The following is a 15,549-nucleotide window of genomic DNA, read 5'->3' on the forward strand; positions in this document are numbered from 1 at the left end:
TCACCGGACATACAGCAGGAGTTACACAGCGTGAACGTCCAACCACAGGTGCAAGCCAAGCTTCTCGACCTCGCCGGCGTGGATGCGGAGCTCACCCGGATCGCACATCGACGCGGTGCGCTTCCCGAGCAGCAGGAAGTGGACCGTCTCGAGGCTGAGCGCATCAGCCGCAAGGACGCGTCCGTCGGCGTCGAAATCCAGATCGACGACATCGATCGCGATATCCGCAAGCTCGAAGGTGAGATCGACGCTGTCCGTCAGCGCGAAGACAAAGACCGCACTCTCTTGCAGAGCGGCAACGTAGCTGCCAAGCAGCTCACCGAACTCGAACACGAACTCGGCAGCCTTGTGCGTAGGCAGGGGCTTCTCGAAGACGAGTTGCTCGAGGTCATGGAACAGCGTGAGGCGCTGCAGGCAGATTACGATCACGCCGGCGCGCAGCTGTCGCAGGCAGAAGAGGAACTGATCGACGCCAAGCGTCGTCGCGACGACGCTATGGCCGATCTGAACAAGGCGCAGGAGCGCTGCGTCGCGGACCGTGAGCGTCTGGTCGGCGAGTTCCCCGCCGATTTCCTGGCAGTATACGAAAAGCAGCGCACCCTCGGGGGGCCGGGCGCAGCCCTGCTACAGGCTCGCCGCTGTGGTGCCTGCCGGATCGAAATCGACCGCGGTGAGATCTCGCGCATTGCCGGCACGGCATCCGACGTTGTTGTCCGTTGCCCCGAGTGCGGCGCAATCATGGTGCGTACCAAGGAGTCCGGTCTGTGAGTTTGTCACGAGTCATCGTCGAGGCCGACGGTGGATCGCGGGGAAACCCAGGTCCGGCGGGGTACGGCGCTGTCGTGTTCGACAGCTCTCGCACGGTGCTGGCCGAACGCAAGGAAAGCATCGGCACCGCCACCAACAATGTTGCGGAGTATCGCGGGCTCATTGCGGGATTGACCGCTGCCGGTGAACTCGGCGCCTCCGACGTTGATGTCCGGATGGATTCCAAACTGGTTGTCGAGCAGATGTCCGGTCGCTGGAAGGTCAAGCACCCGGACATGATTCCGCTCCAGCGCAAGGCCGCAGAGGTGGCGGCGCAGTTCGCGAGCGTGACGTACACCTGGATTCCCCGCGCGGAGAATTCGCATGCGGATCGGCTGGCAAACGAGGCGATGGACGCGGCTGCCGGAATGGAAACTGCCGGCCTTGACTCTGCAGGTATCGAGACCGCAAGCGAACCCGTCCCGGTGTCCACACCGAGAACTGCGCCCGCCGAGACCTCGTCCGAACCGCAGATCGCCGGTTCGCCTGGGTGGACGGCCAGCGTGGGCAAGCCGACGCGGATGTTGTTGCTGCGTCACGGTCAGACAGCGATGTCGGTCGATCGCCGTTATTCGGGCCGGGGTAATCCGATCCTCACGGCACTGGGGCGCGCTCAGGCCGCCGGCGCAGCAGCACGTTTCGGCAGTCGCGGTGGCATCGACGCCATTGTCTCGTCTCCGCTCGGCCGCACGCGCGAGACAGCTGAGGAGTCGGCGCGGGTTCTCGGCCTGCCGGTGATCGAGCACAAAGGTCTGATCGAAACCGATTTCGGCGACTGGGACGGGCTCACGTTTCGTGAAGCGGCGCAGCGTGATCCGGAACTGCACACGGCATGGTTGTCCGACACGTCCGTGAAGCCGCCCGGCGGTGAGAGCTTCGACGAGGTTCGGGAGCGCGTTATTGCCGCGCGTGACGATCTGATCGCAACGTACGGTGGGTCGACACTGCTCGTCGTCTCTCATGTGACACCGATCAAGACCCTGGTGCAATTGGCGCTCGACGCTGGTCCGTCGTTGCTGTATCGCCTGCACCTGGATTTGGCGTCGCTGAGCATCGCCGAGTTCTACCCTGACGGTGGAGCATCGGTGCGACTCGTGAACGACACGTCGCACCTGCGCTGACTACAGAACTAACCAGAGCGCGCTGACTGCCCCGAGAAGGGTCAGTGGCGTCGTAGCCAGACCGAGCAGTGTGAAGGTTGCCAGCGTGGGCGCAGCGTCCACGCTGGTGGCCACTCGCCGCCACAGCATTGTTGCGAGTGAGCCGACGTAGGTCAGATTAGGGCCGAGGTTCACCCCGATCAGCATGGCCAGTACCAGGCCGGTCGGGGCCGAGGGGCCAAGGGCCGCGATCATCAGCAAGGTGGCCGGCAGGTTGTTCACGAGGTTCGACGCGATCGCCGCGACCGCTGCCACCACGAGCAGCGAGACATAGCCGGTATCCGACGGCAGTATCCGCGCAACAGCGTCCCCGACGGGACCGTGTGCGACGCCTGCCACCACAACGCCGAGCACCAGCACAAATGCGCAGAACCACAGATCGGCCGCGTACACGATGCGCTTCAGGTCGGTTCTGCGGCGACGGAGAGCGATCGCAGACAGCGCTGCTGCGCCGGCGACGGCCACCCACGCCGGTTCGATGCCGACGAATCCCGAAGCGGCAAAGCCGAACAGCGTTGCGCCGATGATCGACAACGGCAGCACGGGTGCGGGGGAGTGACGGATTTCCGGAACCGGTCCGTCGGTTGTGTCCGCGCGCAGCTCCGATCGGAAGAACCATCGAAAGATCACGTACTCGATCACGATCGTCACGATCCACGGCAGCGCCATCAGGGCGGTGAAGTGCAGGAAGGTCAGTCCGGTTGCCGAAAACGCAATGAGATTGGTCAGATTGGAGACGGGCAGCAGGGTAGACGCCGAATTCGAGAGGTGCGCAGCGGCATACGAGTTCGGTTGTGGGCTGGCGTTGATGGATCGGGCGGCAACGATCACAGCCGGGGTGAGCAGCACAACCGTTGCATCGAGGCTCAGTACCGCGGTTGTCAGGGCCGCTGCGCCGAAGACGTAGGTGAGCAGGCGGCGCGGATCGCGGCGCGAGCCTTGCCGCAGTACCTGACTCACCCAGTGAAAGACACCGAGAGCGTCGGCGGCATGCGCGAGAATCAGCACCGCAACCAAGAACACGACGGTCGGTGCCATTGCTGTCACTTCATCGCGGGCTTCACCGACAGTGACCGCGCCGGCGAGAACCACAGCAATCGCGGCGGGGCCGGCTACCACGATCTCGGGCAGCCCGCGTGGGCGAACGATCGCGAACACGAGCACAACGCCGACCAGAATGATCGGAAGCAGACTCACTTCAGAAGTTTGTGGAGCGTGTTCAGATTGCGGGTGGTGGTGTACGCCTTGAATTTCGGTTTGCCGGTGTTCTTGCCGAAGACGCTCTTGACGGTCATGCCTTTCTCGACCTCCCAGTACAAAACGCCGTCACCCGGTGCTACCTGTTCGACTGCCGGGTCGAGTCCAGCGGCCGATTCGGCGAGTTCTGCGAGCACTGACGGCTCCGACGCGATCATCGCGTATGCGTGCCAGCCTTCGCGGTCGGAATCGAAGGGATATCCGTCGACAATGGCCTGCAGCGCTGCGGTGTCGAGCACGAAGACCCAGGCTTCGTACCCGAATTCGCGGTTGAGGGCGGTTTCGATGGTTTTCTTCAGCGCGGGCACATCGGCACTGGTGCTGTCGAAGAGGACATTGCCTGACGCCAGGACCGTTTTCACACGCTCGAATCCGAGTTCTGTGAAGACGCGCGCAAGGTCCACCATCTTGATGTTGATACCGCCGACATTGATGCCGCGTAGCAGGGCCACGTACCGAGTCATACAGCGACCATAGTTCGGGTCACCGACAGCCACCCGGTAACCTACTGGGGCGGACGAGTTGGCCGGGCGGCCGCGGATCAGGGAACCAGCGCGTAGTGCGCACAGGCCCCGAGTCGAGGAAAGTCCGGACTCCACAGAGCAGGGCGGTTGTTAACGGCAACCCGAGGCAACTCGCGGGACAGTGCCACAGAAAACAGACCGCCTGCCTTTCGGGGCAGGTAAGGGTGAAACGGTGCGGTAAGAGCGCACCAGCACCCCGGGTGACCGGGGTGGCTAGGTAAACCCCGCCCGGAGCAAGGTTGAAGGTCGCATCGCGTGCGGTGCGGCTGCGCAAGTGTTCGAGGGCTGCTCGCCCGAGCTTGCGGGTGAACCGCGTGAGGCACCCGGCGACGGTGTGTCCAGATGGATGGTCGCCACTCGTCACTTCGGTGTCGAGGACAGGATCCGGCTTATACGCCAACTCGTTCGCCCTGACTTTTTCAAGGCTTCGCAAGCGCATACAACCCCCGCCGGCATGGCCGACGGGGGTTGTATGTCGTAGTTCGTGTGGCGGTTATCAGATGGGCTTGATGACCAACAGGGTCGCCCAGTAGGTTGCCGCGTCATGGCCCATGAGCGGGAGAAGGTAATCGTAAAGAATTGCGGACATTGCGCGCTCCAATTTCTGTTCGTAGCTTGTCGAGGGCGATCAAGCAGAACTCACCGTTCGATTGTCCGGTTTTCACCTGCCAGGCCAAGTCGAAAGAATAGCAGTCTCACAGCGATCTACAAGCCTGACTCCCACTGAAATGCCACACTGTATTCATGACTGATGAAGATCGACTCTGGTACTTCGATGTGTCCGATGGTTCTGTCTCCCAAGGCAAGGGTCCCTCATCTTTGACGAGAATGGGGCCGTACCCTGATCGGGAGTCGGCAGAGCATGCACTGCAGATCGCCGCGGAACGCAACAAAGCCGCTGATCGGGCCGACGACGACTGGAACAACTAAGTTCGGTTTATGCGCCGAATCGAAGGTGGAGGACGCGTGCCCCTAGGTCGAATAACGGTGCAGGGAATCGACTTCGGGACGATTCGGGCTGAGTTTTCGTTGCCCGACGCGTTCGGCAGTGCGGCGATGGTCGAGGCCGAGAATGCCCGAGATCGCCATGCGGACGGCCGACTGGACGCTACGCACATCGAGTTCGTCACCATCGATCCGCCCGGATCGATGGATCTCGATCAGGCAGTGCATCTGGAGAAGTCAGCAGACGGCTTTGTCGTCCACTACGCCATCGCGGACGTTGCCGCGGTGGTGGTTCCGGGCGCCGCGCTCGACGTCGAAACCCGGGGACGGGGCCAAACCTTTTATCTCCCGGACGGTTCCGTACCCCTGCATCCGCGTGTGTTGTCGGAAGATTCGGCCAGCCTCTTGCCGGACGTGGTTCGTCCGGCAGCGCTCTGGCGAATCGAACTCGACGTCAACGCCGAGCCGACGTCGTGGTCCGTAACCCGAGCCCTCGTGAAATCCGTGGCGCGTCTGGACTATTCGACGGTTCAGGCCGACGCCGAGGCCGGCACCTTGCACCCCTCGATTGCGGCGCTGCCGGAATTCGGCCGTCTCCGCGGTGACTCGGCGGTAGCCCGGGGCGCCATCGAGTTGAAGTTGCCGGAGCAGTCCGTGGTGCGGGAAGAAGCCGGACCGGATCAATCCGGTCGGTGGCGAATTGTGTTGGAACCGCGGACGGAAGCCGACGACTGGAATGCCGAAGTGTCTCTGTTGACCGGGATGTGCGCCGGCCGAATGATGATCGACGCAGGTGTCGGATTGTTGCGGACGTTGCCGCCGGCCGAGCAATCGGCAGTGGACACGTTGCGGAGAACTGCGGTTGCGCTGGGTATTACGTGGCCGCCGGGCAAGACGGTGGGGCAGATTCTTGCCGGACTCGACGCGCAGGAGCCGTCCACGATGGCCTTGATGTCGGTAGCGCCGTCTTTGCTGCGCGGCGCCGACTATGCGGCGTTCGACGGCCAATTGCCCGATCTGACAGTGCATGCGGGCATCGGCGCGCCCTACGCTCACGTGACTGCTCCGCTGCGCCGGCTGTCCGATCGATTCAGTACCGAGATATGTCTGGCGATCAGTGCTGGTACGCCTGTACCGGATTGGGTGCGGACCGCGTTGCCTGAATTGCCGCCGATCATGAGCGGATCGGATTCCGTCGCGAACAAGGTGGATCGCGCATGTATCGATCTGACCGAGGTGACGTTGCTCGAGGGCCGCGTCGGCGAGGTATTCGATGCTGTGGTGATGCGATCCAAGGACGGCAAGCGCGCTGCCGAGGTGTTCATACCGTCGGTGACCGTGATCGCCAAGTGCGTCGGCACTCCCGACGACGGTGAGCGGGTGAAGGTGCGACTCACCGCCGTCGACACAGCTAAGCGGACTGTGGAGTTCAGCTTCCCGGCATAGAGCCGAGTTACCGGTAGGAGTCTGTTGCCTCGAGCAGGTGATGGGTGATGCCGGGTTCCATCGCGGAATGGCCGGCGTCGTCGACGATGACGAGCTTCGACTCCGGCCAGGCATTATGGAGGTCCCAGGCGCTGGTGGCGGGGCAGACGACGTCGTAGCGGCCTTGCACGATTGTTCCGGGAATGCCGTGCAGGGCCGAACTCTTGGTCAGCAGTTGAGCTTCGTCGATGAAGCCGGCATTGACGAAGTAGTGGTTCTCGATCCGCGCGAAAGCCAGGGCAAAGCGTACTTCGGAGTTCTCCTCGACCTTCTCCGGTTTCGGGATCAGGAAGCTTGTCGAACCCTCCCATGCGGACCAGGCGACAGCGGCGCGCTCTGCCACATCCGCGTCGTCGGAATGAAGGAGGCGGTGGTAGACCGCAACCAGATCATCGCCGCGCTCGTTCTCGGGTACCGGTTCGAGGAACTTGGCCCAGCGTTCGGGGAACATATGACCCGCTCCGCCGTTGTAGTACCAGTCGATTTCGCTTCGGCGCAGGAGGAATATCCCACGCAGCACGAGTTCGGTGACCCGAGTCGGGAAGGTTTCGGCATAGGCGAGTGCGAGAGTCGAACCCCACGACCCGCCGAACACCATCCACTTCTCGATTCCGAGATGCTCACGCAGGGCTTCGATGTCGTGCAGCAATTTGTCGGTGGTGTTGACCGACAGATCGGCGCCGTCGGCGACGTGCGGCGTCGACCGACCGCATCCGCGCTGGTCGAGAAGGATGATCCGGTATGCGTCGGGATCGAAGAACTGCCGCAGCGACGGGTGTGTCCCACCGCCGGGGCCGCCGTGCAGGAATACGACGGGTTTGCCGTCGGGGTTTCCGCTGATCTCCCAGTACATGCGTTGGCCGTCGCCGACGTCGAGAAAGCCCGACGTGTGTGGCTCGATCGGGGGATAGAGTTCGCGGAGTTCACCGGTTTCGGTCATCAGAAACCGACCATGCCCGAAGCGAGGTCGGGGATCTCCAGCGCGTACAGCGCGCCATCCCGGATTTCCGGGCACGTGGCCGCCATCGCCGTGTCGACGCGATCACGATGCGCCGCAAGGTCGATCAGATTGATGCCGTTCTGGCTCGCCCAGGACCCGACCAAGAGGTTGAGCGCGCCCTTGCCGAGGGTCGGGGTGACTGTTCGCCAATTCTGCAGTTCGGCTTCCATGTCCGAGCACAGCTGCTGTACCTGCGCTTCGGTGAACGTGCCCGCCGCGGCAGCGGTCGTGGTTGCCGCGGCCGATGTGGTCGGTGTGGCCGAGCTGGGCGCGGGAGAGGTTGTGGTCCCTCCCGCGCATCCGCTCAGAACCGTCACGAGAGCGGCCGAACCAACTACGGCAGCTGTGAAATGACGACGGTTACCGATCATGAACGCACCCCTGAATTTCTTTTCGAGAGACAGGCGGCGTTCGCCGGTCTCGGATCAGAAACTGTGCTCGACGGCCGGGAAGGCGCCTGTGCGAACTTCTGATGCATAGGCTGCGGCCGCGGAGCGCAGTTCGTCACCGACGTTACCGAAACGCTTGACGAACTTGGCTGTCTTACCGCTCGTGTAGCCGGCCATGTCCTGCCAGACGAGGACCTGGGCGTCGCATTCGTTGCCCGCCCCGATACCGACGGTGGGGATGGTCAATTTGCGTGTGACCTGGCCCGCGATGTCGGCCGGAACCATTTCCATGACCACCGAGAAAGCGCCGGCTTCCTGCACTGCAATGGCGTCGGCCACAAGTTGGTCGGCACCGTCGCCGCGGCCTTGGACGCGGAATCCGCCGAGCGAGTTGACGCTCTGCGGGGTGAAGCCGACGTGCGCCATGACGGGAATACCGGCAGCAGTGATAGCAGCAATCTGCTTGGTCATCCGCTCGCCGCCCTCGAGCTTCACGGCGTGGGCGAGGCCCTCTTTCATGAAGCGGGTGGCAGTTGCCAGAGCCTGTTCGGCGGAGGCTTCGTAGGTGCCGAACGGGAGGTCGGCAACGACCAGTGCGTGGGGTGCGCCGCGAACAACACCGCGAACCAGCGGGAGAAGTTCGTCGACGGTGATCGGCACCGTCGTGTCGTAGCCGTATACGACATTGGCGGCGGAATCACCGACGAGGAGAACCGGAATGCCGGCTTCTTCGAAGATTCGGGCCGTCGAGTAGTCGTAGGCCGTGAGCATCGACCAACGTTCGCCGTTCTGCTTCATCTCGGCGAGGTGATGGACGCGGGTCTTGCGCATAGGAGCAGCCGGGGTAGCAGCTGCAGAACCGTACAGAGGAGTCTCGGACATCGTTGTCCCTTTCGTGCCTCGAGGCCTTAGGCGTTGATTGCCGTCGGGTCCCCGGGTGTGGGTGATGACACGATCAGTCTGCCACCGGAAACCGTCGGTGCGAATAGCAAAACCTGGTGCGATGGGTCACATCGGCGAGCGGCCATCCGAAGTAGCGAATGGCTGGTAACCACTATTTCCTGGCACCATCGACGGTATGTCGAAGTTAGTTCGCCTCTCCGGTGTGTGTGCCGCAAGCGTCGCTGCTCTCCTGTTAGTTGCCGGTTGCACTGTTGCCGACGGCGACAATCCCTCCACCGATTCTTCGGGGTCTGCAACGTCCGCGGTACCCGCTTCGGTTCCGGCAGGGTTGGAGAAGTTCTACGAGCAGACCCTCGACTGGGGTTCGTGCGAACGATTTGCCACGCCAGGTGATTCGCCGCTCAGTAGTTCGGTGGACTGCGCCGCGGTGACGGTTCCCGTCGACTATGCGAATCCGGCCGGTGACACGGCGCAGGTTGTCATCTCGCGAGCGGCAGCGACGGGGGATCGAATCGGATCGCTGTTGATCAACCCAGGTGGACCGGGTGCATCGGGGCTGGCGATGGCAACCCAGGGCTCCAGGACACAGCTCGCCGAGCGCTTCGACCGGATCGGGTTCGATCCGCGGGGCGTGGGTGCGTCGACGCCTCAGGTGCGCTGCCTGACGCCGGCGGAGTTCGATGCCGAGCGCGCGGATGTCGATATCGACATGACGCCCGAAGGGATTGCCGACGCGGAGCAGGACAGCAAGGACTACGCCGCCGCGTGCGTGGCGAACACCGGAACCGACTTCCTCGCCCACGTCGGCACGTATGAAGTGGTGCGCGATATGGACGTGATCCGCGGTGCGCTCGGTGATTCCGAGTTGAACTTCCTCGGGTTCTCGTACGGGACGCGAATCGGTTCGACCTACGCCGAAACCTTCCCGCAGAACGTTCGGGCGATGGTGCTCGACGGCGCGTTGGATCCGAATCAGGACGTCGTCGACGAAGTTGTACTGCAAGGAGAGGGCTTCCAGGTCGCGTTCGACGCCTTTGTCGCCGACTGCGTGTCGCAGCGGGACTGCCCGCTCGGAAGTGATCCGGCGCAGGCGCGCGAGACATTGCAGGCGTTGCTGGAACCGCTGATCGACAACCCTGCCGACACCACGGATCCGCGCGGACTCAGCTACGGGGACGCGATCACCGGTGTGCAGCAGGCGCTGTATTCACAGCAGTTGTGGACCACGTTGCGGATGGGGCTGTCCGGCCTGGCGGACGGCCGGGGTGATGCGCTGTTGAGTTTGGCCGACCAGTACGAGGGGCGAAACGACGATGGCACGTATTCCAATATCAACGATGCGTTCAATGCCATCCGGTGCGTCGACGATCCGGCTACAACCGATCGGGCAGAAGCCGGTGAGGCCGACACGCGGTATCGCGAGGCCGCACCGTTCCTCGACGACGGCCGGGGCACCGGTCAGGCGCCGCTGGATCTGTGTGCGTTCTGGCCGGTCCCGGCGACGGGCAGTCCGCATGAGCTCGATCCGCAGGCTCTGGCCGACGCCGGCCTCCCGACGCTGGTCGTCGTGTCGACGACGCAGGATCCGGCTACTCCGTATCAGGCCGGCGTGGATCTCGCGAAGCAACTCGGGGCCGCGCTCATCACGTTCGAGGGAACACAGCACACCGTTGTTCTGGACGGCGAACCGTGCGTCGACGACGCGGTCGTCAACTACCTCGTCTACCTGAAGGTCCCGGAGGACGGCCTGACATGTTAACGCCTGTAGGCCCGCATGCAGGGGCTATGTGAGAGTGACGCATCACTCGGGTAACTCGTGCCGCTGATGTAACACAGATTTAACGTGGCTTGCTTACTCTCGCGTGCATGGATCGCCAAAAAGAATTCGTGCTTCGTACCCTGGAAGAGCGCGACATTCGGTTCGTCCGCTTGTGGTTCACCGACGTTCTCGGTTACCTCAAATCGGTGGCGATCGCCCCCGCGGAACTCGAAGGTGCTTTCGAAGAGGGAATCGGTTTCGACGGTTCCGCCATCGAGGGATTCGCCCGAGTGTCCGAAGCGGACACCGTTGCCCGCCCTGATGCGTCGACTTTCCAGATCCTGCCGTGGGCGCACAAGGACGGCGCGCAGCATTCGGCTCGCATGTTCTGCGACATCACCAACCCGGACGGTTCGCCCTCGTGGGCTGACCCAAGGCACGTGCTGCGTCGTCAGCTGAGCAAGGCCAGCGACCTGGGCTTCAGTTGCTACGTGCATCCCGAGATCGAGTTCTTCCTCCTCGAGAACGGTCCGTTGGACGGCACTCCGCCGATCCCGGCCGATTCCGGTGGCTACTTCGATCAGGCCGTGCACGATTCGGCTCCCAACTTCCGTCGTCACGCGATCGACGCTCTCGAGTCCATGGGGATCTCGGTCGAGTTCAGCCATCACGAGGCCGCTCCCGGGCAGCAGGAGATCGATCTCCGCTACGCCGACGCGTTGTCCATGGCCGACAACGTGATGACGTTCCGGTACGTCGTCAAGGAGGTTGCGATCGGTGAAGGCGTGCGGGCGAGCTTCATGCCCAAGCCGTTCAGCGATCAGGCCGGTTCGGCGATGCACACGCACATGAGCCTGTTCGAAGGCGACACGAACGCGTTCCACAACCCGGACGATCCGATGCAGCTCTCGGAGACCGGCAAGGCATTCATCGCCGGCATTCTCGAGCACGCCAACGAGATCAGTGCCGTCACGAACCAGTGGGTCAACTCCTACAAGCGCCTGGTCCACGGCGGCGAGGCTCCGACGGCAGCGTCGTGGGGACCCTCCAACCGCTCGGCGCTGATCCGCGTGCCGATGTACACGCCGAACAAGGCGTCGTCGCGTCGTGTCGAGATCCGCAGCCCAGACTCGGCGTGCAACCCGTACCTGACGTTTGCGGTGCTGCTCGCGGCCGGTCTGCGCGGCATCGAGAAGGGCTACACCTTGCCTCCCGAGGCCGAGGACGACGTGTGGTCGTTGACCTCCGCTGAGCGTCGCGCCATGGGGTACAAGGAATTGCCGAGCAACCTCGACGGTGCTCTGCGCGAGATGGAGAAGTCGGAGTTGGTTGCCGAGGCTCTCGGCGAGCACGTTTTCGACTTCTTCCTGCGGAACAAGCGGCGTGAATGGGAGGAATACCGCAGCCACGTGACGCCGTTCGAGCTCAAGACTTACCTCGGCCTGTGATGGTCAAGCCGCCGTCCGCGCGATCCGTGGTACCCGGGCCGGGCCGGCTCGGGTTGGTCGAGAACACCGCAGCCGACGAGCTCCGCCAACTCGGCTGGGTGGACTCGGAGAGCATCGAACTCCTGTGGTCACTCTCGCGTTCCGCCAACGCCGATCTTGCGTTGCGCACGTTGGTGCGCATCAAGGATTCGCTGGGCGACGGATGGAGTGACCTCGACGACGCGCTGCGTAAGGACAAGAGCCTGCGCGGACGGCTGCTCGGGCTGATCGGAGCGTCGGCGGCATTCGGTGATCACATCGTTGCTGATCCGTCCGCTTGGCGCATTCTCGACGGCGCATCGCTGCCTACCAAGGCCGCCGCCACCACGGCGCTGCTCGGGGCCGTCGGCGCAACGTTGGACGAGGGCGCAACCCCAGGCTCGCAGACGTACCGCGCTGCGATGACCGGTCCGGACGCGGTAGTTGCGCTGCGGAAGTCGTACAAGGATCAGCTGATGTTGCTGGCCGCGTGCGATTTGGCGGCCACCGTCGAAAACGAACCCGTGGTTCCGTATCAGACCATCGGGCATCAGCTCTCGGATCTGGCCGACGCGGCACTGACTGCGGCTCTGTCGGTAGCGATCGCCACCGTGTGCCCCGAAGGCACGTGCCCCATCCGCCTTGCGGTTATCGCGATGGGCAAATGTGGTGCGCGCGAACTGAACTACGTGTCCGACGTCGATGTCGTGTTTGTTGCCGAACCGGCCGACGCCACTGCCTCTCGCGTAGCGGGCGAGTTGATGAGGATCGGCACGTCCGCGTTCTTCGAAGTGGACGCTGCGCTCCGCCCCGAGGGTAAGCGCGGCGAACTGGTGCGCTCACTCGATTCCCACATCGCGTACTACAAGCGGTGGGCCAAGACGTGGGAGTTCCAGGCTCTTCTGAAGGCCCGTCCGATGACGGGGGACATGGAACTCGGGCGTCAGTACGCCGAGGCCATGAGCCCGATGGTCTGGACGGCGTCCGAACGTGAGGACTTCGTTCCCGAAGTGCAGGCCATGCGCCGACGCGTCGAGGAAATGGTTCCGCCCGAGATGCGTGAGCGCGAGCTCAAACTCGGTCGCGGAAGTTTGCGAGACGTCGAATTTGCCGTCCAGCTCCTGCAATTGGTGCACGGCCGCGCCGATGACACTCTGCACGTGCAGAGCACAGTCGATGCGCTGACAGCGCTGGCCGCCGGTGGCTACGTCGGTCGAGACGACGCCGCGAACCTCACGGCGTCCTATGAATTCCTGCGTCTCCTCGAGCATCGTCTGCAGTTGCAGAAGCTCAAGCGCACCCACACGTTGCCGCCGCCGGACGACGACGAGGCGTTGCGCTGGCTGGCCCGCGCCGCGCACATGCGTCCCGACGGCCGCCTCGACGCGCTCGGGGTGTTGCGCGCCGAGATCAAACGGAACTCCCATCGAATCCGCAGGTTGCACGCCAAGCTGTTCTACCGTCCGCTGCTCGAGTCTGTTGCGCGGATGGACAAGGAATCGTTGGCGCTGGGGCCGGAAGCTGCCGTTCGCCAGTTGGCGGCGTTGGGATACACCGCCCCCGAGAATGCTCTCGGGCACCTCACGGCCTTGACAGCCGGAGCGTCCCGCAAGGGCCGGATCCAGGCGCTGCTCTTGCCGACGCTACTCGAATGTCTTGCCGACACACCGGATCCCGACGCCGGACTGTTGGCGTACCGACGCTTGTCCGACGCACTGGTCGATCAGACCTGGTTCCTTCGGTTGCTTCGCGACGAGGCTGCCGTCGCCGAACGTCTGATGACGGTGCTTGGCTCTTCCGCGTACTTGCCGGATCTGCTGATCAAGGCACCAGACGTCATTCGCCTGTATGCGGATTCGCCGAGTGGCCCGCGTCTGATCGAACCGGTACCAGAGGACGTCTCGCGCGGTATTCTCACCGCCTCAGCGCGGCACAGTGACCCCAATCGCGCTGTCGCAGCGGCACGTTCGTTGCGTCGCCACGAGTTGGCGCGCATTGCGTCGGCCGACATCCTGGGGATGCTCGACGTTCCGGCGGTGTGCAAGGCACTGTCGTCGGTGTGGGCCGCGGTACTCAACGCGTCGCTGTCCGCCGTGATCAAGGCCAGTGTTGCCGAACTGGGAACGCCCGCGCCTGCGGCGTTCTCCGTGATCGGCATGGGCCGACTCGGCGGCGGCGAACTGGGATACGGCTCCGACGCCGACGTTCTGTTCGTGTGCGAGCCCGTCGAGGGCGTCGACGAGACCGTTGCGGTCAAGTGGGCCAACAGCATTGCGGACAGGGTGCGCAAGCTTCTCGGTGCTCCCAGCACTGATCCGCCGCTCGAGGTGGATACGGGACTGCGCCCCGAGGGACGCAACGGCCCCATGGTCCGCACCCTCGAATCGTACGACGCCTACTACGCTAAATGGGCGCAGGCGTGGGAGATTCAAGCACTGCTTCGCGCCCACCCGGTGGCCGGTGATCCGGATCTGGGTCTGCGATTCCTGCACATGATCGACAAGACCCGTTATCCAGAGGGCGGCGTCAGCGAAACGGCGGTTCGCGAGATTCGCCGAATCAAGGCTCGCGTCGATTCCGAACGTCTTCCTCGTGGAGCCGATCCCGCTACGCACACCAAACTGGGTCGCGGCGGACTGGCCGATATCGAGTGGACCGTGCAGCTGATCCAGCTGCGTCACGCCGACAAGATCGCGTCGTTGCACAACACGTCGACGCTGGAAACGCTGGACGCGATCGGTGCAGCCGAGTTGCTCAGTGAATCCGACGTGGAGTTGCTGCGTGATGCGTGGATCACGGCGACCAAGGCCCGCAATTGCCTTGTGCTGGTTCGCGGAAAGCCGACCGATCAACTGCCAGGACCGGGACGCGTCCTGTCTGCCGTGGCGCAGGTTGCGGGATACGGAGATGACTCGGGGGAGTTCCTCGACAACTATCTCCGCATCACGCGACGGGCAAAAGCGGTGGTGGAACGGGTGTTCGGCGGAGAGTAACGCCGACTTCAGTCTTCTCGGACGGATGCCGAGGCCGCAAACTTGCGGACCTCGGCGTCTCCCCACACATGTGCGGGAACTCCGCCGCCCAGGAGTTCACGGGCAAGGGCCGGCGACTGTGCGATCGGAACGTCGCTACCCGCGATGATCATATTTCCGTAGCGCCTGCCCTTGAGCATTGCCGGATCGGCGATGATGGCCAGGTGCTCGAACTGCGCACCGATGGTTGCAGCTTCGGCGCGCGACCCCTGCAAGTCCGGGGTGTCGCCGCAGTTGACGAGGTAAATCCCGCCTGGTGCAAGGACGCGTCGTACGTGGGTGGTGAACTGCGCCGTGGTCAGTGGAACCGGAGTTGTGCTGCCCGCAAAGACATCTCGGATGATGATGTCCCGCGTCGAATCGGTGAGAGTTTCCGTGACCGCGCGCGCTTCGCCGACGCGGATGCGGAGCAGTGGTGCACGCGGCAGATCGAACCAGTCGCGAACCAATTCGGCTAATGCGCTGTCGATTTCGACAACAACCTGACGGGCGTCGGAGTACGTCGCGCAGATGTACCGAGCCATCGAACAGGCGCCGCCGCCGAGGTGCAGGACGCGCAGACGCTCTTTCGGGTCGCGTTCCGAATCGACCAGGTGGGCGATCCAGCGCATGTACTCGAAGTCCAAGGTCTTCGGGTCGGCCAGATCGATGTGTGAGCTGGGAACACCGTTGATCTGCAGAATCCACCCCGTGTCCGAGTACTGATCACGAACAAGTTCACACGTGCCGGTGTCGATGGGGAAGACGCCGGGAACAGGTCCGTCGTCTCGGCGGTCGGGGGTGGTGCTGCGAGTCTTGGTCTTGCGCGTTCCTTTGGCCACT

Annotated in this window: 13 protein-coding genes and 1 other RNA gene; 8 read left to right on the forward strand and 6 right to left on the reverse strand. The window is 63.6% G+C overall.

What is annotated here, in order from left to right:
- Positions 1-30: 30 nt before the first annotated feature.
- Together R4P64_RS14165 and R4P64_RS14170 are read left to right on the forward strand one after the other, a co-directional pair.
- Complete coding sequence (locus tag R4P64_RS14165; RefSeq protein WP_095885946.1) at positions 31-768, forward strand: zinc ribbon domain-containing protein; 738 nt, start codon at positions 31-33, stop codon at positions 766-768.
- A complete protein-coding gene (locus R4P64_RS14170; RefSeq protein ID WP_033233129.1) occupies positions 765-1,928 on the forward strand; it encodes a bifunctional RNase H/acid phosphatase in 1,164 nt (387 codons plus the stop codon). The genes R4P64_RS14165 and R4P64_RS14170 overlap by 4 nt, the downstream gene beginning before the upstream one ends.
- On the opposite strand, the gene R4P64_RS14175 is transcribed toward R4P64_RS14170, so the two are convergent.
- A complete protein-coding gene (locus R4P64_RS14175) occupies positions 1,929-3,164 on the reverse strand; it encodes an SLC13 family permease (RefSeq protein ID WP_317821313.1) in 1,236 nt (411 codons plus the stop codon).
- A complete protein-coding gene (locus R4P64_RS14180) occupies positions 3,161-3,688 on the reverse strand; it encodes a DUF1697 domain-containing protein (RefSeq protein ID WP_116103075.1) in 528 nt (175 codons plus the stop codon). The genes R4P64_RS14175 and R4P64_RS14180 overlap by 4 nt, the downstream gene beginning before the upstream one ends.
- Before the next feature lie 54 nt (positions 3,689-3,742).
- Here R4P64_RS14180 and rnpB point away from each other — a divergent pair.
- The 3 genes from rnpB (at position 3,743) to R4P64_RS14195 (ending at position 6,139) form a co-directional block, all read left to right on the forward strand.
- Positions 3,743-4,156, forward strand: an RNA gene (gene rnpB, locus R4P64_RS14185) — RNase P RNA component class A.
- A gap of 336 nt (positions 4,157-4,492) precedes the next feature.
- Positions 4,493-4,678, forward strand: a complete 186-nt coding sequence (locus R4P64_RS14190) for a hypothetical protein (RefSeq protein WP_033233133.1) — start codon at positions 4,493-4,495, stop codon at positions 4,676-4,678.
- A gap of 9 nt (positions 4,679-4,687) precedes the next feature.
- Positions 4,688-6,139: an RNB domain-containing ribonuclease gene (locus R4P64_RS14195; protein WP_317821316.1), complete on the forward strand. Its 1,452-nt coding sequence runs from the start codon at positions 4,688-4,690 to the stop codon at positions 6,137-6,139.
- 7 nt (positions 6,140-6,146) lie between these two features.
- Here R4P64_RS14195 and pip read toward each other — a convergent pair whose 3' ends face one another.
- From pip to panB, 3 genes are read right to left on the reverse strand one after another with little or no spacing between them, the layout of a single operon-like run.
- Entirely contained in the window at positions 6,147-7,118 is a 972-nt protein-coding gene (pip, locus tag R4P64_RS14200) for a prolyl aminopeptidase (RefSeq protein ID WP_045067144.1), read from the reverse strand.
- Positions 7,118-7,549: a lipoprotein gene (locus R4P64_RS14205; protein ID WP_033233135.1), complete on the reverse strand. Its 432-nt coding sequence runs from the start codon at positions 7,547-7,549 to the stop codon at positions 7,118-7,120. The genes pip and R4P64_RS14205 overlap by 1 nt, the downstream gene beginning before the upstream one ends.
- Positions 7,550-7,603: 54 nt before the next feature.
- Positions 7,604-8,449 (reverse strand): 3-methyl-2-oxobutanoate hydroxymethyltransferase, encoded by an 846-nt coding sequence (gene panB / locus R4P64_RS14210; protein ID WP_033233144.1) that lies wholly within the window; start codon positions 8,447-8,449, stop codon positions 7,604-7,606.
- 196 nt (positions 8,450-8,645) lie between these two features.
- Between panB and R4P64_RS14215 the strand changes: the two genes are divergently transcribed.
- From R4P64_RS14215 to R4P64_RS14225, 3 genes are all read left to right on the forward strand, one after another.
- The gene (locus R4P64_RS14215; RefSeq protein ID WP_317543582.1) at positions 8,646-10,229 is read left to right on the forward strand and encodes an alpha/beta hydrolase; all 1,584 of its coding nucleotides are present in this window, start codon (positions 8,646-8,648) and stop codon (positions 10,227-10,229) included.
- 107 nt (positions 10,230-10,336) lie between these two features.
- On the forward strand, positions 10,337-11,677 hold the full coding sequence (locus tag R4P64_RS14220) for a glutamine synthetase family protein (protein WP_033233146.1): 1,341 nt from the start codon (positions 10,337-10,339) through the stop codon (positions 11,675-11,677).
- Positions 11,677-14,688: a bifunctional [glutamine synthetase] adenylyltransferase/[glutamine synthetase]-adenylyl-L-tyrosine phosphorylase gene (locus tag R4P64_RS14225; protein ID WP_317821617.1), complete on the forward strand. Its 3,012-nt coding sequence runs from the start codon at positions 11,677-11,679 to the stop codon at positions 14,686-14,688. The genes R4P64_RS14220 and R4P64_RS14225 overlap by 1 nt, the downstream gene beginning before the upstream one ends.
- An 8-nt stretch (positions 14,689-14,696) precedes the next feature.
- Here R4P64_RS14225 and R4P64_RS14230 read toward each other — a convergent pair whose 3' ends face one another.
- The gene (locus R4P64_RS14230; protein ID WP_317821320.1) at positions 14,697-15,548 is read right to left on the reverse strand and encodes a fused MFS/spermidine synthase; all 852 of its coding nucleotides are present in this window, start codon (positions 15,546-15,548) and stop codon (positions 14,697-14,699) included.
- Between the last annotated feature and the right edge of the window lies 1 nt (position 15,549).

This window comes from Rhodococcus sp. IEGM 1366 (genome assembly GCF_033142425.1).
GTDB lineage: Bacteria > Actinomycetota > Actinomycetes > Mycobacteriales > Mycobacteriaceae > Rhodococcus_F > Rhodococcus_F globerula.